This is a genomic window from Kordia sp. SMS9, from assembly GCF_003352465.1.
Lineage (GTDB): Bacteria > Bacteroidota > Bacteroidia > Flavobacteriales > Flavobacteriaceae > Kordia.
On sequence record NZ_CP031153.1, the window covers coordinates 4544007 to 4563491 of the forward strand.

22 protein-coding genes are annotated in these 19485 nt (G+C 35.2%); 9 read left to right on the plus strand and 13 right to left on the minus strand.

Annotated elements, in window-relative coordinates:
* Nucleotides 1-50 precede the first annotated feature (50 nt).
* The 4 genes from KORDIASMS9_RS19265 to rpsF form a co-directional block, all read right to left on the minus strand.
* On the minus strand, nt 51-521 hold the full coding sequence (locus KORDIASMS9_RS19265) for a DUF6495 family protein (RefSeq protein ID WP_114905296.1): 471 nt from the start codon (nt 519-521) through the stop codon (nt 51-53).
* Between the two features lie 101 nt (nt 522-622).
* Nucleotides 623-1075, minus strand: coding sequence for a 50S ribosomal protein L9 (rplI, locus tag KORDIASMS9_RS19270; RefSeq protein WP_114904418.1), 453 nt, complete (start codon nt 1073-1075; stop codon nt 623-625).
* Between the two features lie 14 nt (nt 1076-1089).
* Nucleotides 1090-1389 carry a 30S ribosomal protein S18 gene (gene rpsR / locus KORDIASMS9_RS19275; RefSeq protein ID WP_205318082.1) on the minus strand — a complete coding sequence of 100 codons (300 nt, stop codon included), beginning with the start codon at nt 1387-1389 and terminating at the stop codon, nt 1090-1092.
* Nucleotides 1390-1392: 3 nt separating this feature from the next.
* Nucleotides 1393-1731 carry a 30S ribosomal protein S6 gene (gene rpsF / locus KORDIASMS9_RS19280; RefSeq protein ID WP_114904420.1) on the minus strand — a complete coding sequence of 113 codons (339 nt, stop codon included), beginning with the start codon at nt 1729-1731 and terminating at the stop codon, nt 1393-1395.
* Nucleotides 1732-1908: 177 nt separating this feature from the next.
* On the opposite strand from rpsF, the gene KORDIASMS9_RS19285 reads away from it, so the two are divergent.
* Nucleotides 1909-2601 (plus strand): LytTR family DNA-binding domain-containing protein, encoded by a 693-nt coding sequence (locus tag KORDIASMS9_RS19285; RefSeq protein ID WP_114904421.1) that lies wholly within the window; start codon nt 1909-1911, stop codon nt 2599-2601.
* Nucleotides 2602-3132: 531 nt separating this feature from the next.
* On the opposite strand, the gene priA is transcribed toward KORDIASMS9_RS19285, so the two are convergent.
* From priA to KORDIASMS9_RS19320, 7 genes are all read right to left on the minus strand, one after another.
* Complete coding sequence (gene priA / locus KORDIASMS9_RS19290) at nt 3133-5586, minus strand: primosomal protein N' (RefSeq protein WP_114904422.1); 2454 nt, start codon at nt 5584-5586, stop codon at nt 3133-3135.
* Between the two features lie 73 nt (nt 5587-5659).
* Complete coding sequence (locus tag KORDIASMS9_RS19295; RefSeq protein ID WP_114904423.1) at nt 5660-6088, minus strand: DUF2147 domain-containing protein; 429 nt, start codon at nt 6086-6088, stop codon at nt 5660-5662.
* A 12-nt stretch (nt 6089-6100) separates the two neighbouring features.
* Complete coding sequence (locus KORDIASMS9_RS19300; RefSeq protein WP_114904424.1) at nt 6101-6670, minus strand: chalcone isomerase family protein; 570 nt, start codon at nt 6668-6670, stop codon at nt 6101-6103.
* A gap of 67 nt (nt 6671-6737) precedes the next feature.
* Complete coding sequence (locus tag KORDIASMS9_RS19305; protein WP_114904425.1) at nt 6738-7664, minus strand: YihY/virulence factor BrkB family protein; 927 nt, start codon at nt 7662-7664, stop codon at nt 6738-6740.
* Nucleotides 7664-8524, minus strand: coding sequence for a carboxylating nicotinate-nucleotide diphosphorylase (gene nadC, locus KORDIASMS9_RS19310; RefSeq protein ID WP_114904426.1), 861 nt, complete (start codon nt 8522-8524; stop codon nt 7664-7666). The genes KORDIASMS9_RS19305 and nadC overlap by 1 nt, the downstream gene beginning before the upstream one ends.
* 138 nt (nt 8525-8662) lie before the next feature.
* Complete coding sequence (locus KORDIASMS9_RS19315; RefSeq protein ID WP_114904427.1) at nt 8663-8881, minus strand: hypothetical protein; 219 nt, start codon at nt 8879-8881, stop codon at nt 8663-8665.
* A gap of 268 nt (nt 8882-9149) precedes the next feature.
* Nucleotides 9150-9353: a hypothetical protein gene (locus KORDIASMS9_RS19320; RefSeq protein WP_162820060.1), complete on the minus strand. Its 204-nt coding sequence runs from the start codon at nt 9351-9353 to the stop codon at nt 9150-9152.
* A gap of 177 nt (nt 9354-9530) precedes the next feature.
* Between KORDIASMS9_RS19320 and rlmH the strand changes: the two genes are divergently transcribed.
* The 5 genes from rlmH (at nt 9531) to KORDIASMS9_RS19345 (ending at nt 15317) form a co-directional block, all read left to right on the plus strand.
* Complete coding sequence (gene rlmH, locus KORDIASMS9_RS19325) at nt 9531-10004, plus strand: 23S rRNA (pseudouridine(1915)-N(3))-methyltransferase RlmH (protein ID WP_114904429.1); 474 nt, start codon at nt 9531-9533, stop codon at nt 10002-10004.
* A gap of 12 nt (nt 10005-10016) precedes the next feature.
* Nucleotides 10017-10595 (plus strand): non-canonical purine NTP diphosphatase, encoded by a 579-nt coding sequence (locus tag KORDIASMS9_RS19330; protein WP_114904430.1) that lies wholly within the window; start codon nt 10017-10019, stop codon nt 10593-10595.
* A gap of 184 nt (nt 10596-10779) precedes the next feature.
* Nucleotides 10780-12561 carry a DEAD/DEAH box helicase gene (locus KORDIASMS9_RS19335; protein WP_114904431.1) on the plus strand — a complete coding sequence of 594 codons (1782 nt, stop codon included), beginning with the start codon at nt 10780-10782 and terminating at the stop codon, nt 12559-12561.
* A 115-nt stretch (nt 12562-12676) separates the two neighbouring features.
* Nucleotides 12677-13450: a carboxypeptidase-like regulatory domain-containing protein gene (locus KORDIASMS9_RS19340; RefSeq protein ID WP_114905297.1), complete on the plus strand. Its 774-nt coding sequence runs from the start codon at nt 12677-12679 to the stop codon at nt 13448-13450.
* A gap of 223 nt (nt 13451-13673) precedes the next feature.
* Nucleotides 13674-15317 (plus strand): alpha-amylase family glycosyl hydrolase, encoded by a 1644-nt coding sequence (locus tag KORDIASMS9_RS19345; protein WP_114904432.1) that lies wholly within the window; start codon nt 13674-13676, stop codon nt 15315-15317.
* A 161-nt stretch (nt 15318-15478) separates the two neighbouring features.
* On the opposite strand, the gene KORDIASMS9_RS19350 is transcribed toward KORDIASMS9_RS19345, so the two are convergent.
* Nucleotides 15479-15844: a VOC family protein gene (locus KORDIASMS9_RS19350; RefSeq protein WP_114904433.1), complete on the minus strand. Its 366-nt coding sequence runs from the start codon at nt 15842-15844 to the stop codon at nt 15479-15481.
* 204 nt (nt 15845-16048) lie between these two features.
* Here KORDIASMS9_RS19350 and KORDIASMS9_RS19355 point away from each other — a divergent pair, with 204 nt between their 5' ends.
* On the plus strand, nt 16049-16507 hold the full coding sequence (locus KORDIASMS9_RS19355) for a DUF1801 domain-containing protein (protein ID WP_114904434.1): 459 nt from the start codon (nt 16049-16051) through the stop codon (nt 16505-16507).
* A 296-nt stretch (nt 16508-16803) separates the two neighbouring features.
* Here KORDIASMS9_RS19355 and KORDIASMS9_RS19360 read toward each other — a convergent pair whose 3' ends face one another.
* Entirely contained in the window at nt 16804-17466 is a 663-nt protein-coding gene (locus tag KORDIASMS9_RS19360; protein ID WP_114904435.1) for an RNA methyltransferase, read from the minus strand.
* A 111-nt stretch (nt 17467-17577) separates the two neighbouring features.
* Between KORDIASMS9_RS19360 and KORDIASMS9_RS19365 the strand changes: the two genes are divergently transcribed.
* Both KORDIASMS9_RS19365 and KORDIASMS9_RS19370 read left to right on the plus strand, forming a co-directional pair.
* Nucleotides 17578-18759 (plus strand): lipopolysaccharide assembly protein LapB, encoded by a 1182-nt coding sequence (locus tag KORDIASMS9_RS19365; protein WP_162820061.1) that lies wholly within the window; start codon nt 17578-17580, stop codon nt 18757-18759.
* A complete protein-coding gene (locus tag KORDIASMS9_RS19370; RefSeq protein WP_114904437.1) occupies nt 18741-19433 on the plus strand; it encodes a Sir2 family NAD-dependent protein deacetylase in 693 nt (230 codons plus the stop codon). The genes KORDIASMS9_RS19365 and KORDIASMS9_RS19370 overlap by 19 nt, the downstream gene beginning before the upstream one ends.
* Nucleotides 19434-19485 lie beyond the last annotated feature (52 nt).

Genomic DNA, 19485 nt, shown 5'->3' on the forward strand with positions numbered 1-19485 from the left:
GGCATTGTGAAAATTTTCGTGATGCCTTTGTTATTTTAGCAAATAGTCATTTACGCCAGCATCGCTTCAAACCACTGGAAAAGTTGTCCTTTGGTAATGTTTGAACCTTGTTGTATCAGTGCGAATTTATCCGCGTTTCTGTCTTCCGAATAGCCTTTGTTTGCGGTTAAGATTTCAACTTCTTCGGAAGTGTAATTGTCTCGCAACCATTGAAAACCTTCTTTCGTTGTAATGTCGACGGCTTCATTTAAGATTTTAACAGCAATTAATTTCATTTCATCTTCACGCAAGTGAAATAAATAAAGATGCTGCGACGAAATATTTTCAAGGAATTTTGCTTGTGTTAGCACACCTTCCCACACTAAATCGCTAAATACATCTATTTCTTGTTCGGCTACTTCAGGTTTTTCTATTTTTAAAGTTGCCCATTCTTCTGCTGTGATGGATTGTGTCGCCAAAAAGTTGATGAATTCTTGGTGTAATTCTTCTAATTGTTCTTTGGTGAGTCTTGAATATTTCATGTTCTTGCGTAAAAAAGTGTGCAAATTTACAATTAATGAACCTGTTTCCATAAAAAAAGCCACTCAAATTTGAGTGGCTCATGACATAACGAAATTCGTTATTATTTTGCTTCTGCAATTACTTCAAAAGGTAAGTCTACTACAACACTTCTGTGTAATCTTACTTTTGCTTCGTATTTACCAGTTCTTTTTACGCTTCCACCGATCACTTTGATGAATTTCTTCTCAATTGTGTGACCTTCTTTGCTTAAAGCTTCTGCTAAGTCGATGTTATTTACTGATCCAAATAATTTTGTTCCAGCTCCTGTTTTTGCAGTAATTTTAATTTCTAAGCCTAACAATGCTTTTCCAGTTGCGTTAGCCTCATCTACTAATTTCTGTTCTTTATATGCTTTTTGTTTCAAGTTTTCTGCTAAAACTTTTTTAGCTGAACTTGTTGCTAATGTTGCAAATCCTTGAGGAATTAAATAATTTCTTCCGTATCCGTTTTTCACAGTTACAACGTCATCTTTAAATCCTAAGTTTTCAACGTCTTGTCTTAAAATAAGTTCCATAATCTGTCTCTATTTTATTTTAACATATCGCCAACGTATGGCATTAATGCTAAGTGACGCGCTCTTTTCACAGCTACAGACACTTTTCGTTGATACTTTAATGAAGTTCCTGTTAAACGACGTGGTAATAATTTTCCTTGCTCGTTTACAAATTTGAATAAAAAATCTGGATCTTTATAGTCAACATATTTGATACCTGACTTCTTGAAACGACAATACTTTTTAGCTTTTGTAGTTTCAATGTTCAAAGGAGTTAAATACCTGATTTCTCCTTCTTTCTTTCCTTTTGCTTGTTGTTCAATTGAAGACATAATTTCTTAAGATTTAGCGGTTTTTCTATTTCTTCTTTTTTCTGCCCAAGCGATTGCATGCTTGTCTAAACGTACCGTTAAATAACGCATAATACGCTCGTCACGTCTAAACTCTAACTCATACGGAGTAATTACTTCTCCTGGAGCTTGGAATTCGAATAAGTGATAAAAACCACTTTTTTTGTGCTGAATTGGGTATGCTAACTTTTTTAGTCCCCAATCTTCTTTTGAAATCATTTTGCCACCTCTAGAAACGATGAAATCCTCAAATTTCGCTACTGTTTCCTTTATCTGAGTTTCAGATAAAACGGGATTTAAAATGAAAACAGTTTCATAATGATTCATAAATACTATTTTTAATTGAAATTGGGCGCAAATGTACTGTTTATTTATTTTAATACAAACTATACTTCCCCTTTTTTTTCGATAAAATGATTAATAAATCCGCTAATTTGTTGTGGTTTTGATTTATTTTTTATAACATTGCATGTACCCAAATTACAAAAAATCGCTAGCACGCTTATGAAGCTTAACTGTATTATCGTAGATGATTCTTCTATTCAACGCATGGCTGTTGCCAAGTTGATATTGAATCATCCTTCTTTAAATTTAATTGCCGAATATAGTAACGCCATTGAAGCGAAAAATGGTTTAAAAACTAACAATGTCGATTTGATCTTTCTCGACATTGAAATGCCTGTTTTGAATGGATTTGACTTGTTAGAGTCTTTAAAAAATCCGCCACAAGTAATCATGGTTACTGGTAAAACTGAATATGCTTTTAAAGCTTTTAACTACGATGTTACCGACTTTCTACACAAACCTTTAACGAAAGAACGCTTTGACAAAGCAATTGCGCGTGCGTTAGATAAATCTAATTACGGTGCAAAAAGCAACGAAGACGACGATCATATTTTTGTAAAAAGTAATTTGAAAAAACGCAAAGTTATTTTAAATAGTATCAAATGGATTGAAGCTTTGGGTGATTATGTCAAGTTAGTGACGGACGAAAGTAATATTGTTGTACTTTCTACCATGAAAGCTTTTGAAAAGCAACTTCCTGAGAATAAATTTCTGCGTATTCACAAGTCTTACATCGTGAATTTGGACAAAGTAGATCGTTTTAACAGTAAAAATGTTGAAATTGACGGTCAATTGATTCCGCTGAGTAGAAACAAGAAAGTAGAATTATCTGAAGCACTTTCTAATATTTAGTTTTCGACTTTGCTCAGACTACAACTACAACTATTTTACTTATATTATTACTCTTTGATTAGACTACTATTCATTTCCTAAAATATAAAAAAACAGATTTACAAGTCCATATCAATACAATTTTCTTTGAAAATTACTCGAAGCGACGCATGTCTAATGTAGTAATTTGAAAATATGGCAATGTGTCAATTACTTTCTAATACCAATTACAGACAAAATAGATATTGTGAATTCGTGGTAAAAAAAGAAACGTCTTTGCGATCTTCAACTTGATTGGAGAGTAGCAATCCCGCTCTTCAAATAACGAAAATTATAGGTGATAGTGAGATTACCACGCTTTCGCTCGTAATGACGTTTCAGAGATTTTATCAAAATCACTTGCCTTTGTCATAGAAATCGAAGTGATGTGTTGTGAAGTTGAATTTTGAAATGTCATTACGAGGAAGCATAACGAAGTAATCTGTTTCTAAAATATTTCCAAATTGACTTTGAAAAAATCTCAATACTAATAGCTCAATTCTCAATACTATATCAAACCGTATCCACATCAATAATCACACGAACGCTTCTGTATTCAGAAATAGACAAGAAACTGATTTTGATGCGTGAAATGACTTCTTTGGTTTTTCCGAGTGATTGTTGCTTGGGAATTTTTAGCAAAATATGTTTTAGATATAAGTTCCGAATGCGTGCGATTGGTGGAAATTCTGGACCTAACACGTTGTCACCAAAGCTGTTTTTCAAGGATTTTGCAAACCACGCCGCACTATCGTTCACACGGTTATATTCCTTGTGTTTCAGCGTAATTTTGATCAATCGGTAAAAAGGTGGATAGTGAAATTGTCGTCGATCGTTCAATTGGTCTGTAAACATTCCTTGATAATTTCCTACAGAAACCTGTTGTAGTATTTGATGATACGGATTGTAGGTTTGCACAATGACTTTTCCTCGCTTTTTGGTTCTTCCGGCGCGACCGGCAACTTGTTGAATGAGCTGAAAACTACGTTCATGCGCTCTGAAATCGGGAAAATTCAACATACTGTCTGCATTCATGATTCCAACCAAATTCACGTTTCTAAAATCCAACCCTTTTGTCAACATTTGCGTTCCCACTAAGATTTGAATTTCTTGCTGTTCAAACGACGAAATAATTTTTTGATACCCGTATTTTCCACGTGTCGTATCTAAATCCATTCGCCCTACTTTTACATCAGGCAATAGTTCGTGTAGCTCCTGCTCTATTTGCTGCGTTCCAAAACCTTTGGTATCCAATTCGTGACTTCCACACGCCAAACATTGTTGCTGCATGGCAATGTGGTGACTGCAATAGTGACAACGCATTTGGTTTTTGTAGTGATGATACGTTAAACTCACATCACAGTTGGGACATTGTGGCGAATGTCCGCACGTATTGCACTCAATAATGGGCGCATATCCACGACGGTTCTGAAATAAAATGACTTGTTCTCCATTTTCCAACGTTGCTGAAATTTCTTCTAACAAACGATCGGAAAAATGACCTTTCATGCGCTTTTTACGATGCTTTTCTTTGATATCGACTAATTCCATATCTGGCATGAGAACATCACCGTAACGTCTTGCAATCGTTGCTAAGGCGTACTTTTTAACTTGTGTGTTATAATAACTTTCCACACTTGGTGTTGCCGAACCTAACACGATTTTTCCACTGTGAATTTTTGCCAATACAATTGCAGCATCACGAGCGTGATATCGCGGTGCAGGATCAAATTGCTTGAAGGACGTTTCGTGTTCTTCATCCACAATGATCAATCCTAAATTTGAAAATGGCAATAGTAACGAAGAACGCGCGCCAATGACAATTTGTGCTTTTGGTTTGTTGTACAACACATTATTCCACACTTCTACGCGTTCGTGAACAGAATATTTGGAATGATAAATCGCCACTTTTTCCCCAAAGTATTGTTGCAATCGTGTAATGAGTTGTGTGGTTAAGGCAATTTCTGGCAACAGATATAATACTTGTTTTCCTGTATTGATTATTTTTTCAATGAGCTTCACATACACTTCCGTTTTTCCAGAAGATGTAACGCCATATAACAAGCAAACATCTTGCGTTTTAAAAGCGTTTTCAATGGTTTTATACGCTTCTTCTTGGTATGGATTTAATTGTTTTGAAGCTTCCGTTTCGTCACCGTTATATTCTATTCGATCTTTTTGAATGTAGTATTCTTCCAGAATATTCTTGTCGATCAGTGCTTTGATAACTGCTGAACTTGTATTGCTTTGTTTGGTGAGTTCTTTGACAGAAATTGGACGTTTTGTGCTTGCCGCGATTGAGAATAACGTAAGAATGACTTCCCGTTGTTTTTTGGCTCTGTTAAGTGAATCTAGTAATGCTTGAAGATTTTCTTCGCGCGTGTAATCCGTGTGAAGCTTGACGTAGCGAACCAATTTCGGTTTGTACTGCTCGTAGATTTCTTCGTATACTTGAATGACTTCTTTGTCGATCAATCGTTTTAAAACGGACACTACATTTTTTTTCCCAAGAATGCTGCTGATTTCTTGAATTTTCAATAACGATTGATGCTGTAAGGCTTCAAAAATTAAGAATTCATCGTCTTTTAACCGGCTTTCGTCCACATTTCCACCTTCATATTTAGAAATAATGGTTTCACTTTCTAGTAAAAACGCGCTCGGAACTGCCGATCGGAATACTTCACCCAAACTCGCCATGTAATAACTGGCAATCCATTCCCAATGTTTTAATTGTTGTGAAGTAATTATAGGTTGCTCGTCCAGAATTTGCTGAATGTCCTTAGCTTCGTAGACTTCTGGAGGCGTTTGATGAATTTTGTAGACCAACGCCGTATATACCTTACTTTTTCCAAACGGAACGGCCACGCGCATTCCTTGTTGCAGAAATTGTGCTTCGGCTTCTGTAATGCTATACGTAAACAGTCGCTGTAGCGGAATGGGTAATATGACATCAATGAAATAAGCCATTATTCAAAGGTACATACTTTGCATAAAAAAACCACTCCTTTTCAGCAGTGGTTTTTTAAGTTTGTTTTTTTAATTATTCTACGCGATACCAATGTTGAGTTCGGTAAAAAAACGCAACATATCCACGCACATAGAGTTTGTCTTCATTGTCTTCATCGAGCCAGATTTTACATTTGTATTCTTTTCCTTTTTCAGGATCAAGAATTTTTCCATCCGAATATTCATCATCGTCTTTTGTGAGTCCGTCAATGATTTCCATTCCTAAAACAGGCTTGTTTTTACGACTATCTTTACATTTTTCGCACAATCCATCACGTTTTGAAGCATCTATAATATCTACAACTTTTCCGTATATTTTACCGTTTTGCTGGTAAATTTCTACAATTGATTTGGCTTCGCCCGTTTCATCGTCAATGGTTTTCCATTTTCCAACAACGCTTTGCGCTACACACAATTGCATCGAAAAAAGTACTCCAATAATCCAAATTGCTGTTGATTTCATGTGAAGTGACTTTTATTCGTTTCCTAACATTCCGCTTTTCAAGCGTTTGTCGGCTGGTTTTGTTCCTAACCAAATTCCGAACAATGCTTTTTTGAATTCGAATCCAGGAATTACGCCTTTTTCAGTACCATTTTTATACACAATTACACCTTTATCTTTGATGTATGCAATGTCAAAAATATCGCCGTCGTTAATTTCATCACTAAAAAAGTTCTTGAACGTTTCAATTTTAGTTGCGATAGGCGCTGTTTTTCCTTTTGTAGATTTTTCAAAACCTTCATCTACGGCATTGATCATTTTCTTACTAGAAATCATACCGGAAGTGATGTGTAATTTAATCGCCATTGACTCATCAGCTGTTCTGATGTCATACGCATTCCCTGATTTTTGTTTCAGGTACAATCCGCCAGAATACAGCTTAAACCATGCTTTTTTACGTATACCAGCGCCGTTGTATATCAATTCTTGACCTTCAAACGTAACCGTGTTTGGCAAGGTTGCTGCTCCGACTTCATGTTGTGCACTTACCGCACTGATTCCTACGATTAAAAAAGCGATGAACGCATAAATTGTCTTTTTCATTTTCTATTGGGTTTATTTATAATTTTCGTTCGTAATATACTACTTTTTATTATGCAAACATAATAAATTAGGTAGTGTCATTTTTCATTTTTAACATGTCTATAGCAGCATTTAATTCAAATCCTAAGAGTAATATATTCGCGTTCAGCCAAATATATAACATGAGTATAAGCAAAGCTCCTATAGAACCATATAGTTCATTGTACTGGGAAAAATTGGCAATGTATATTCCGAAAAGGTACGAAGTAACTACAATTAGTATCGTAGTCAGTAACGCGCCTGGAGAAAAGAATGTTGCTCTTCTTCCTTGATGTGTTCCAAAATAATACAAGATCGCTGTTCCTATGTATACCATCGAAATTAAGAAGAAGAATTGTGCAATGCTAATGCCGAGTTCTGTACTTGAGTTTCCTCCTTGTCCTGTTAAGTATGGTATGTATATTTCTACGTATCCTAATACAGCAATGGTAAAAATCAATAATAGTGCCAACATGATTCCGATGCCTAATGCGATGAGATATTGCCTGAAAAAGTTTCGCTTTTTTTGAATGTAATACGAGTTTTCAAACCCTGCAAAAATAGCGCCTACACCATTCGCCATTAAGAATATAGAGAGAAAAAATGTGGAAGAAAGCAATCCGCCACGTTTATTTTTTACAATGTCTACAATGATTTCATTTAAAAAAACTCCTGATTCTTCTGGTAAAAAGGAAGTAATCGTGTTGATAAAATCTGCTTGAAAGTTTTCGATAGGAACAAACGGAAGTAAGTTTAGAAAGAATAGTAACGATGGAAATATTGCCATAAAAAAACTAAAAGCAATAGCGCCAGCACGCGCTGTAAGTGTTCCATTGATGATTCCTACAATGTACATTTCTAACAAATCATAGAGCGACAAACCTTCGAGTCCCGGAAGTTTTACCTTTTTGAGCAACATCACCAAGATGTTGATGATGGGAATTTTGTCAAGTTTGTCTTCGATGTCTTTGGACATTATTCTACGGCTTTTAGACTTAAATCTAAATTGTATACAGAATGTGTCAATGCGCCAGATGAGATATAATTGACACCACAAAGTGCGTATTCGCGAATGGTTTTTTCGTTGATGCCACCTGAAGATTCCGTCAAACATTGCTCGCCAATCATTTTCACGGCTTTTCGTGTATCTTCATAATTAAAGTTATCAATCAAAATTCTGTACACACCTTCTGTTTGTAATATTTCAGCAATTTCTTCCAAGTTACGCGCTTCCACAATGATTTTTAAATCCAGCTCGTTTTCTTGTAAGTAATTCTTCGTTTTGGTAATTGCTTGCGTAATTCCGCCACAAAAATCAATATGATTGTCTTTTAGCATGATCATATCATACAATGCAAAACGGTGATTGACGCCGCCGCCAATTTTTACAGCCCATTTTTCCAATGCTCTAATGCCTGGCGTAGTTTTTCGGGTATCGAGAATTTTGGTGCCTGTTCCTTCTAGCAATTTCACAAACATATTCGTTTTTGTCGCAATGGCGCTCATGCGTTGCATAGCATTCAACACCAAACGTTCTGCTTTAAGAATGGATTGTGATTTTCCTGTAACATAAAACGCAATATCACCATATTTTACCGAACTTCCATCTTCAATCAAGGTTTCTACGTTCATGTCTGCATCCACGTAATTGAACACCATTTTGGCGAATTCAATTCCTGCAATAATTCCTTCATCTTTTACTAATAGTTTCGCTTTTCCTTCTGCTGTAGCTGGAATGCATGCTAATGAACTGTGATCGCCTGTACCGACATCTTCACGAATAGCATTGGAGATAATTAATTCTAATTCTTTTTGAAATTGCGCTTCTGAAATCATTTTGTGTCTATCGTATTTGTTTCAAAATTGCGAAGTTTATATTGTATATCCAAAATGTGAGGAATAATTATTAGAAAATAAAAAAGCATCACCTAAAAAAGATGATGCTTTTGTATGTTATAATGCAGTAAACCTGTATTAAAAAGGACAATCAAAACTATCGCCAGATGAACACCAGCATTCGGAAGCGATGTCTCTTGACTCTGTCCAACAAATAGTTTCAATAGTAAATGGTTCTGCAGGTCTGTCTGGCACACAATCGAAACTTGTTGGCGGTCTTCCACCTGTAAACGAAGTTAAGTTTCCAATTGTTTTTTTAGATAGACTAAGTTTTCCTAATTCTTTTCTTTTTTTCATGATTTAATTTTTGTGATTAATTTTCAAGTTAAATTTACAATCTAATTCCCTAAAAAACAGAATTTTACATATTAATAAAAATTATGAAATCAATTATATTTTTTTATGATTGAAGTGTAATATCACATTTATCAATCTTTTTTATTGGAAAAAAGTGGAACTAAAAAAACATCACTTCGAAAAATGATGCTCTTATTGTTTGTTGTGATTATATTTTTTTGGAAGATGTATTACACCTTTTTTTAAAATAATCAATTCATTTTACAAATTATCCACAAGTACACGATAAGTTGAATGTCAGTTGACAGTTTGCTCTGATTATTGAGAAAGGTTCACATCCAAGTGATGGCACCGGACATTCTGTTGACGGTTGACACGCTGTACCACTTATTCCACCTTTTACATTGTCATTTCTAAATTCAGAAACAATACTTTTTCCAATACTTAATTTTTTTAAACTTTTCTTTTTCATGATTTTAATATTTTTTTTCATTTCAAACTTACAACCTAATTAGCTCAAAAACAGAATTTTAAAGATTAGTAATTATTATATAAATCATTTCTTTTTCTTATGAAGGTTGTTGTAAATTCTTAAAATCAGCCGTTTAACCACTAAATTCATTCTCAAAAATTCCTTTATTTTTGCGATATGAATATAAAATTGCTCGCTATTGGACGAACGGATGATAAACAATTGCAACAATTGATTGATCAATATGTGAAACGTTTGTCGCACTACATCAAATTTGACTTGGAAATTATTCCCGATCTAAAAAACACGAAGAATTTAAGCGAAGCGCAGCAAAAAGAAAAAGAAGGCGAATTGATCTTAAAAAAACTCGCTCCAACAGATGTTTTGGTATTGTTAGATGAGAACGGAAAGCAGTTTTCTTCTGTAGAATTTTCAAACTATTTGCAAAAGCGGATGAATTCGGGTATAAAAACCTTGGTATTTGTTATTGGCGGACCGTATGGTTTCTCTGAGAACATTTACGCGAAAGCGCAGGGAAAAATATCTTTGTCCAAAATGACCTTTTCACACCAAATGGTGCGTTTATTTGTCGTAGAGCAATTGTACAGAGCGTTTACAATTTTGCGAAATGAACCGTATCATCATCGATAAAAAACAAAACACATGAAACTCGTATTTGCCACCAACAATCAAAATAAAGTCAAAGAAGTACAATCGTTATTGCCTGAAATAATTTCCGTTTTAAGTTTGAAAGATATTGGTTGCGAAGAAGACATTCCCGAAACGCAACCCACGATTGAAGGAAATGCCATTCAAAAAGCACACTATGTAAAAGAACATTACGGGTATGATTGCTTTGCCGATGATACAGGTTTGGAAGTAACTGCTTTAAATGGAGAACCTGGCGTTTTTTCCGCACGTTATGCAGGTCCGCAACGAAATGCAGATGATAATATGAACAAATTACTACAAAATTTGGAAGACAAAGAAGATCGTTCTGCACAGTTTAAAACGGTTGTTGCGTTGATTCTCAATGGTGAACAATTTACCTTCACGGGAATTTGTAAAGGAACGATTATCAATGATAAACGAGGCGACAAAGGTTTTGGCTACGATCCTATCTTTATGGCAGACGGATTTACAGAAACTTTCGCACAAATCTCACTCGAAGAAAAAAATCGCGTCGGACATCGTGGAAAAGCGGTGAAGCAATTGATTGCATTTTTAAACAAAACCACTTAAAATCAACAAATTACCACAATACTAGATTATTCAAAATAAAACACTACCTTTGCGGCTTGAAATCCCAGAGCGGGATGAAGTTATGCAGCGTCAGGGTATTTTAATTTTATTAGGTCGTAACGCTCCATGTAACTTCTCAATACAGCAGAAATATAAAGCTGTACGAACCTTTTAAAATTACAATATGACAAAATTTGAAGAATTAGGTCTTCAAGATTCGCTATTGCGCGCAATTCAAGACATGGGCTTTGAAACGCCAAGTGAAGTTCAAGAGAAAGCAATTCCATTATTACTTAACGAAGAAACTGATATCGTGGCACTTGCCCAAACTGGGACAGGTAAAACAGCCGCTTTTGGTTTTCCTCTGATTCAAAAAATAAATGCAGACAGTCGCACCACGCAAGGACTGATTTTATCGCCTACGCGAGAATTGTGTTTGCAAATTACCAACGAATTAAAAAATTACTCCAAATACGAAAACATTAATGTAGTTGCCATTTATGGTGGTGCCAGCATTACTGATCAAGCAAAACAGGTGAAAAAAGGCGCACAAATTGTGGTTGCTACACCTGGCCGTATGCAAGATATGATCAACCGTCGTATGGTGGATATTACCAAAATAGAATATTGTGTGCTCGATGAAGCTGATGAAATGTTGAACATGGGATTCTATGAAGACATTACGTCCATCCTATCGCACACGCCAGACGATAAAAACACATGGTTATTCTCGGCTACGATGCCAAAAGAAGTATCGGTCATCGCGAAGAAATTCATGCACAGTCCACAAGAAATCACAGTAGGTTCGCGTAACTCTGGAACTGATACGGTAAGTCACGAATTCTATGCAGTTAGCGGACGTGATCGCTATTTAGGATTAAAGCGTTTAGCAGATGCAAATCCAGATATCTTTTCAGTAGTATTTTGTAGAACGAAACGCGATACCCAAAGTGTAGCTGAGAAACTCATTGAAGACGGATACAGCGCTGGCGCATTGCATGGCGATTTAAGTCAAAATCAACGTGATTTAGTGATGAAGTCCTTCCGAACACGTCAAATTCAAATGTTAGTGGCTACTGATGTGGCGGCGCGTGGAATTGATGTTGACGATATTACACACGTCATCAATTACCAATTACCTGATGAAATAGAAACCTACACACACCGAAGTGGTCGTACTGGTAGAGCTGGAAAAACAGGAGTTTCTATGGTCATTGTGACCAAAAGTGAAATGCGCAAAATCAAAACGATAGAGCGTAAAATTCAGAAGAAATTTGAACAAAAACCTATTCCAACAGGAATGGAAATCTGCCAAGTGCAATTATTTCACTTAGCCAATAAAATTCACAATACGGAATCTAACGAGCAAGTGGAAGAATACTTGCCAAAAATCATGGAAATCTTCGAAGATACTTCGAAAGAAGAATTGATCAAACGCATGGTTTCAGTAGAATTTAATCGCTTCTACAATTACTATAAAAATAAGCGTGATCTCAATCAGCCAAAAGGCAATAGTGAAGAACGTTCTTCTCGTGGATCAAGCAATGAACACAGTACACGTTACTTTATCAATGTTGGAGAAAAAGATGGATATGATTGGATGCGTTTAAAGGATTTCTTAAAAGAAACCCTGAGTTTAGGACGTGACGATGTCTACAAAGTGGATGTCAAAGAAAGTTTTTCATTCTTTAACACAGACAAAGAACAAAGAGAAAAAGTACTCGCACACTTTACTGATTTTAAAGTAGACGGACGTTTTGTCAATGTAGAAGAATCAACCAATACTGGTGGCGGTGGCGGTGGCGGTCGTCGTAGAGATGGCGGCGGTGGAAGACGCGACGGCGGTGGCGATCGTAGAAGAAGACGTAGAAGTGATAACGATGGAGCTTCTAACAGTGGAAGACGTCGCAGAAGTGATGGCGGAGGCGGAAACGAACGATTCCGTGGAAGATCAAGAAGAAAATAACAACATTATTGTTAATATTAAGTAAAAAGTGTGCTTCGGCGCACTTTTTATCGTTTTGTTTAGTATTTTTATGCTACAATTAGTCAATACGACTAATTTTACAAAAATTGCATACATGAAAAAAGTATTTACTTTTCTACTTTTATTTTTAGCTATTACCTCACTTTCCGCTCAAGAAACGAAAAAGTTGTATGCTAAAGTTGTCAACGATGCCGACGATAAACCGATGAAAACGGTGCATGTCGTGAATTTGACAACAATTAAAGGTGTAATTACCAATGAAAAGGGAGAATTTGAAATTACAGCGAAGGCAGATGACATGCTATTCTTTTCTTTTTTAGGGTTTAAATCGATCAAAGTTCGTGTTACCAATGACATGTTAAAATACAAAGGTTCTTCTACCATTAGAATGACCGAATTGGCGTTTGCGCTTGAAAAAGTCGTGTTAACGCCTTATCAACTTACAGGATATTTAGATATTGATGCTAAAAATGTGCCGCTTCGTCCTAATTATCGCTATCGTATTGCAGGACTCTCTACAGGGTATGAAGCTGGAGAAAAAGCACCTGGCGCCATTTCTTCTGTACTAGGAGCAATCTTTAATCCTGCTGATTTCTTACAGAATCTTTTCGGGAAAAAACCGCGACAAATGCGCAAATTGCGCCAAATGAAAGAAGATGATAAAATTAGAGACTTATTAGCTTCTAAATTTGACCGACAAATGCTGCGCGAATTACTGCAAGTTGAACGTGTGGATATTGACGAAATTTTATCGCTCTGTAATTATTCCAAAACATTTATCACCAACGCTAACGATCTTCAAGTATTGGATGCAATTAATGATTGCTATGAAGAATATAAAGTGTTGAGTAGACAAAAGAAAAAGTAAGCATTCTTCAAAAAACGATATAAAAAGCTTTTTCCGGTTCACAAAAACATAAAAATCTACGCTCTTTTTTGATTTTTTCTCAAGAAAAGAAAATAAGTTATTAAGAAAATTAACAACTCAATCGTTGTAGTATCTCTTTTTTGATTCGATCCGAATTTTTCAATATGAAAAAAGCAACGTAACCTTTATATTGCAATAGATTAACCAAAAATTTAGCCGCAATATGAAGCAATTATTCGTCTTATTATGTATTTTCTCTTTCCTTTTTGGATGTAAAACAAAACCATCTGAAACTGCTAAAAAAACCACTACCGAAGCACACCCTTTTGTATGGGAAGCTGCCAATGTGTATTTTATGTTGACAGACCGTTTTAATGATGGAAATGAAGCAAACAATCTTAATTATGATCGTACCAAAGAACCAGCAACACTGCGCGGTTTTATGGGTGGCGATATGGCAGGAATTACACAAAAAATAAAAGAAGGATATTTTGACAATTTAGGCGTAAATGCAATATGGTTTTCACCTGTATTAGAGCAAATTCACGATAGTACAGATGAAGGCACAGGAAATACGTATGCGTTTCACGGGTATTGGACAAAAGATTGGACACAGTTTGATGCTAATTTTGGAACCGCAGCTGATTTTGCAGCATTGATGGAAACTGCACATGAACACGGAATCCGTATTTTAATGGATGTCGTAATGAATCATACAGGTCCCGTAACGGAAAAAGATCCTGTTTGGGATAATAATTGGGTGCGTACAGGTCCTGGATGTACCTATAAAGATCAAGATTCTGCCGTGAGTTGTACACTCGTAGAAAATCTTCCAGATATATTAACAAATAGTAACGAAGTGGTTTCTTTACCTACGCCATTAGTAGAAAAGTGGAAAGCAGAAGGTCGTTATGAAGCGGAGATGAAAGAATTAGAAGATTTTTTCAAGAAAACTGGCTTAGAAAAAACTCCAAAAAACTATATCATTAAATGGTTGACAGATTATGTACGCGAATATGGTGTGGATGGTTACAGAGTTGATACCGTAAAACATGTAGAAGAAGAAGCATGGAATTCTTTGAATGCGCAAGCACAGATAGCGTTTACAGATTGGAAAACGGCAAATCCTGATGCTGTATTGGATGATACTGCCTTTTTTATGTTGGGTGAATTGTATGGCTACGGAATTGATAACAAACGTTTTTATGATTTTGGCGATACAAAAGTAGATTATTATGCCAATGGGTTTGATAATTTGATCAATTTTCAATTTAAGTATGATGCGCGCGGAGATTATGAAAGTATCTTTTCAAAGTACGATCGCATTCTTCATACTGATCTAAAAGGAAAAAGTGTGATGAATTATATCAGTTCGCACGATGATGGCGATCCATTTGATAAAGCACGTACCAAACCGTATGAGTCTGCAACCAAGTTATTGCTGACGCCAGGAATTTCACAAATTTATTACGGAGACGAAACGAAACGTCCGCTAATCATTGAAGGAACAACTGGCGATGCAACTTTACGTTCGTTTATGAATTGGGACATGATGAACGATGCAGATACCAAAAAACTGCTCACACATTGGCAAAAACTAGGTCAGTTTAGAAAAGTACATCCAGCGATTGGTGCAGGAACACACAAAATGATTTCAGAAAGTCCATATATATTTTCTAGAACGTACAATAGCGATAAAGTTGTCGTAGGATTGGATCTCCCAAAAGGAAAAAAAGAAATTTCTGTAGACAAACAATTTGTAGATGGCGAAACAGTTACCGATCATTATTCTGGAAAAACGGCGACTGTTTCCAACGGAAAAGTAACGATTGATTCAGAGTTTTCGATTGTGTTATTGCATCAATAAAATTGGTATCACAAATAGTAATGCCAGTTCAAGTGCAGTTGAGAACACGTATGGAATGTAGAATTTCCAATAAATCTCGATAGCTTCGCTAGGTATTTTCAATCAAAATATATTTAGATTTCAATAATGCTCGATTTGACATTCTCACTTTTATAAATGATCTAATTTTTCGAAAACAACGCAATTCTGTTGCCTTCCGAATCTATAAAAACTGCCATATAGCCAGTATCAGGTGAAATCTGTGTTTTCCCTTGCACAACTGTTCCTCCAGCTTTTGGAATGATTGCTAATTCTTCATCCACATCTTCGGAAGAAAAATATACCAAAACTCCGTCAGTTGTACTTGGAATGTACGATTCATATTGTATCAACGCGCCTGTACTATTTTCCGCAGCAGGTTTTGGTGGAAACCAACCATACAACAAGCCACCAAGGTTTTGAACTTTGATAGATACTTTGAACACAGTTTCATAAAATTTTTGAGCGCGCTCCATATTCGTTACCGGAATTTCAAACCAGTTTACCATAATGTTCTATTTTATTTTTTCTAAATGTGCTTTTAGATGTTTTAGATTGATTTTGAAGTAAAAAGTTAAGAATTTATATGATATGATTGTACTTTAAGCACAATTTTATAAGTTAATTCCAATGTTAGGACGAAATCTGGTTTTGAAATATTTTAAATTATTTTCAAAAAATAGTACATTTAAACACCTAAAAAACAAAAAAAGATGAAATACGTAGCAAATTCTGTAGAAGCTTATATTGATCAACTTCCGGAAGAACGCAAAGAAGTGATTGCAAAGTTAAGAACGATTCTACAGGAAAATTTGCCCGAAGGATTTTCTGAACAGGTAAATTACAACATGCCATCTTTTGTAGTTTCACATGCTGTGTATCCTGGCGGTTATCACTGCGATCCAAAATTGCCATTGCCTTTTATCAGTTATGCTTCACAGAAAAATTTTGTAGCCTTATACCACATGGGAATTTATGCTAATAAAGAATTGATGGACTGGTTTGTGGCAGAATATCCAAAACATTGCAAATACAAATTGGATATGGGGAAAAGCTGTATTCGTTTCAAAAAAATGAACGATATTCCGTATGAGTTGATTGCTGAACTAGCGCAAAAAATGTCGCCAAGCAACTGGATTGATTTGTACGAAACCAATGTTATGAAAAAATAGAAACAAATACTTTTCTTACAAAAAGTGCAGTTTATCAGATATTAAGTGCTTCATAACTGAACTTATAATTCTTTGATTTTCTCATTCTTTGATTGCTTATTTTTTTTATTCCTTGAAAAAGAATTCTTAAAAAATTTCAATTATGGGACATTTAAGCACAAAGGATCGTATTATTACTTTTTGTATTTTAATTCCTTCCATCATCACCTCTGTAGTATGTTTGGTGTATACTATTTATTTATTGGTGAATTTGTAATTATACCAATTTACACATAAAGTGATGTTTATAAACTCGTTTATTTGGGATGTAACGCGTAATAGCGTTTCAAGATATCGTCAATACTACGAATTGTTTTTTTGCACCAATCAAAACGTTTTTCTAGCGTTTCTTCTGCTGTCAATTGCCAAGCTATATCAGAGTTTCTTAATTTGTTTGTTACATGTTGAATGGTGATTGCTGCCGATACCGAAATATTCAAACTCTCCGTAAAACCTACCATGGGAATTTTTAAAAATTCATCTGCTTCCGATAATACTTCTTCGCTCAAACCTTCGCGTTCTTTTCCAAAAAAGAAAGCTGCTTTTTGCGTAATATCAAACTCTTGTAAATATTGAGAATCTTCATGCGGAGTCGTCGCAATAATTCGATATCCTTGATCTTTTAAATGTGCAATGCAGCTTTTAGTATCATTATATCTGTGAATATCTACCCATTTTTGTGCGCCCATCGCAATTTCCCTGTCCATCTTTTTTCCTAAACGTTCTTCTATTACATGTACATCTTGCACGCCAAAAACATCACAACTTCGCAACACAGCACTTGTATTGTGCAGTTGATACACATCTTCTACAGCGACTGTAAAATGCCGTGTTCGTTGGGCTAAAACCTTAGCAAACAACTCTTTTCTTCGTTCTGTTAGATAGCTTTCTAAATGGCTTACTACATCTATATCAATCATCTTACAAAACTATCATAAAAACACAAGCAGACAAAATAGTATGATGATTTACAAATGCATTGTAAAAAGAGGGATAAATTGATTATTTTAGTAGTTCTTAAAGTTTTTTACATGAAGTTTAATTTCTTTTGTCTCCTCTTTTTGTATTTCTCATCGGTTTTTTCACAGGAAACTGACGAAGTATATGCTAAAAATGTGGATGCTAATGATGAAAAAGTAATTGAACTTGGGCAAAATTTGACAGATTCTTTTTATGAAGAAGATTCCTCTTTTTTTATGGATAATTTTAATGTAGAAAGTTTTGCTAAAAAAGTTATCTCCGTAAACAAAGATATTTCTGAAAATGCAGTGATGCGTGAATTTAACCGCACATTTAGAGATGGTATTTTTTTTGATAAATTTCATAAGTTTCCAGATAGAATTCGTGCCATGATTGAAGATGGAGCTTCGTACAGTATTGTGAATTATTATTATCATTTAGACGAACGAAAGTATCATTTATTATTTCGAATGTATGCTGAAAATATCGGATTAAACTATCATGACTATCAATTGAGTTTTGAAGATGGTACATTTCAGCTACAAGATATTTTTATATATTCCACAGGACAATATTTAAGCGAAACCTATCAAGATTTATATCAGTTGAGTATTCCAGGAGAAAATATAGAAGTTAATAGAGAACGTTTGAAAAGTATGATTTTCTTTGGACAATACAAGACATTAGCACGGCAAAAAAAATACAAACAAATTTTTGACTTGATGCGAAACCTTACGGGAGAATTCACAACGAAAAAAATATATTTCCTCACAAAGATTAAAATTGCTGCTAAAATGAATCAAGTATTTCACCTAGAAGCGATTGATGAATTGTTACGAAATTTTCCCAATGATCCTACTACCAAACTCATGGCAATTAATTATCATCTTATGCTGAAAGATTACAATACTACCATGCAACTTTTAGATGAAATTCAAGCAATTACAGAAGATGTTTTTATAGAATATATTCGTGGCAATGCTGCATGGCAATTTGAAGATTTTGAGTCGGCTGAAAAAGCATATGCGTATACAATTCGCGAATATCCAGATTTTGAAAAAGCCAAACTTAATTTGATGTATTTGTATGATTTTTTAGAAAAACACGAAGATAATATTGTACTCTTAAACAATATGATTGAGAATGATGAATACAATAAAAAAGACCTCATCGACTTTATAGATGACACTTCAAACGAATTTATACATTTACCAAACGCACGTATTTATAATAGATGGAAAAAGAAAAAGTAGTTGTATTAACTGGTGCTGGCATTAGTGCCGAAAGTGGCATTAAAACGTTTCGTGATGCCGACGGATTGTGGGAAGGACATGACATTATGGAAGTAGCTTCGCCAACAGGTTTTGAAAAAAATCCTGCGTTGGTGTTGGATTTTTACAATCAACGCAGACGCCAATTGAAAGAAGTTGTGCCAAATGAAGGACACAAAGCCTTAGTTTTACTGGAAGAACAATACGACGTTACGATTGTTACCCAAAATGTGGACAACTTGCATGAACGTGCAGGAAGTTCAAAAATTATTCATTTGCATGGCGAATTGTCTAAAATGCGCGGCGTTCAGTATCCTTATAAAATATATGATTGTTCAGGTGATATTTATGTAGGCGATGTATGCAAACGCGGTTCGCAATTGCGCCCACATATTGTTTGGTTTGGCGAAGATGTTCCTATGATTGAAACCGCTATAGCAGAATGTACTCAAGCAGCTATTTTGATGATTATTGGAACGTCTATGCAAGTATATCCAGCCGCAAGTTTGATTAATTTTGTACCACAAAGCACACCAATTTACTTCATTGATCCAAAACCTTCCGTAAACGAAAGTGCATATCAAAATTTAACGGTTATTGCCGAAAAAGCTTCTACGGGAGTAGCGAAAGTGATTGAGGAATTGGTCGGTTTTTAGACTATTTGGTCTTGGCTTCTAGATCGTTTTCCTTTTGGGGTGTCTGATATCA

Bases quoted from the DNA above. Each gene is read 5' to 3' on its own strand.
- KORDIASMS9_RS19265 (WP_114905296.1), bottom strand. From the start codon at position 521: ATGAAATATTCAAGACTCACCAAAGAACAATTAGAAGAATTACACCAA.
- nadC (WP_114904426.1), bottom strand. From the start codon at position 8,524: ATGATTTCAGAAGCGCAATTTCAAAAAGAATTAGAATTAATTATCTCC.
- KORDIASMS9_RS19370 (WP_114904437.1), top strand. From the start codon at position 18,741: ATGGAAAAAGAAAAAGTAGTTGTATTAACTGGTGCTGGCATTAGTGCC.
- KORDIASMS9_RS19345 (WP_114904432.1), top strand. From the start codon at position 13,674: ATGAAGCAATTATTCGTCTTATTATGTATTTTCTCTTTCCTTTTTGGA.
- rlmH (WP_114904429.1), top strand. From the start codon at position 9,531: ATGAATATAAAATTGCTCGCTATTGGACGAACGGATGATAAACAATTG.
- KORDIASMS9_RS19320 (WP_162820060.1), bottom strand. From the start codon at position 9,353: ATGAAAAAGAAAAGTTTAAAAAAATTAAGTATTGGAAAAAGTATTGTT.
- KORDIASMS9_RS19330 (WP_114904430.1), top strand. From the start codon at position 10,017: ATGAAACTCGTATTTGCCACCAACAATCAAAATAAAGTCAAAGAAGTA.
- rpsF (WP_114904420.1), bottom strand. From the start codon at position 1,731: ATGAATCATTATGAAACTGTTTTCATTTTAAATCCCGTTTTATCTGAA.
- KORDIASMS9_RS19305 (WP_114904425.1), bottom strand. From the start codon at position 7,664: ATGTCCAAAGACATCGAAGACAAACTTGACAAAATTCCCATCATCAAC.
- KORDIASMS9_RS19315 (WP_114904427.1), bottom strand. From the start codon at position 8,881: ATGAAAAAAAGAAAAGAATTAGGAAAACTTAGTCTATCTAAAAAAACA.
- KORDIASMS9_RS19360 (WP_114904435.1), bottom strand. From the start codon at position 17,466: ATGATTGATATAGATGTAGTAAGCCATTTAGAAAGCTATCTAACAGAA.
- KORDIASMS9_RS19335 (WP_114904431.1), top strand. From the start codon at position 10,780: ATGACAAAATTTGAAGAATTAGGTCTTCAAGATTCGCTATTGCGCGCA.
- KORDIASMS9_RS19355 (WP_114904434.1), top strand. From the start codon at position 16,049: ATGAAATACGTAGCAAATTCTGTAGAAGCTTATATTGATCAACTTCCG.
- rplI (WP_114904418.1), bottom strand. From the start codon at position 1,075: ATGGAACTTATTTTAAGACAAGACGTTGAAAACTTAGGATTTAAAGAT.
- KORDIASMS9_RS19295 (WP_114904423.1), bottom strand. From the start codon at position 6,088: ATGAAATCAACAGCAATTTGGATTATTGGAGTACTTTTTTCGATGCAA.
- KORDIASMS9_RS19285 (WP_114904421.1), top strand. From the start codon at position 1,909: ATGAAGCTTAACTGTATTATCGTAGATGATTCTTCTATTCAACGCATG.
- KORDIASMS9_RS19300 (WP_114904424.1), bottom strand. From the start codon at position 6,670: ATGAAAAAGACAATTTATGCGTTCATCGCTTTTTTAATCGTAGGAATC.
- KORDIASMS9_RS19365 (WP_162820061.1), top strand. From the start codon at position 17,578: ATGAAGTTTAATTTCTTTTGTCTCCTCTTTTTGTATTTCTCATCGGTT.
- KORDIASMS9_RS19340 (WP_114905297.1), top strand. From the start codon at position 12,677: ATGAAAAAAGTATTTACTTTTCTACTTTTATTTTTAGCTATTACCTCA.
- priA (WP_114904422.1), bottom strand. From the start codon at position 5,586: ATGGCTTATTTCATTGATGTCATATTACCCATTCCGCTACAGCGACTG.
- KORDIASMS9_RS19350 (WP_114904433.1), bottom strand. From the start codon at position 15,844: ATGGTAAACTGGTTTGAAATTCCGGTAACGAATATGGAGCGCGCTCAA.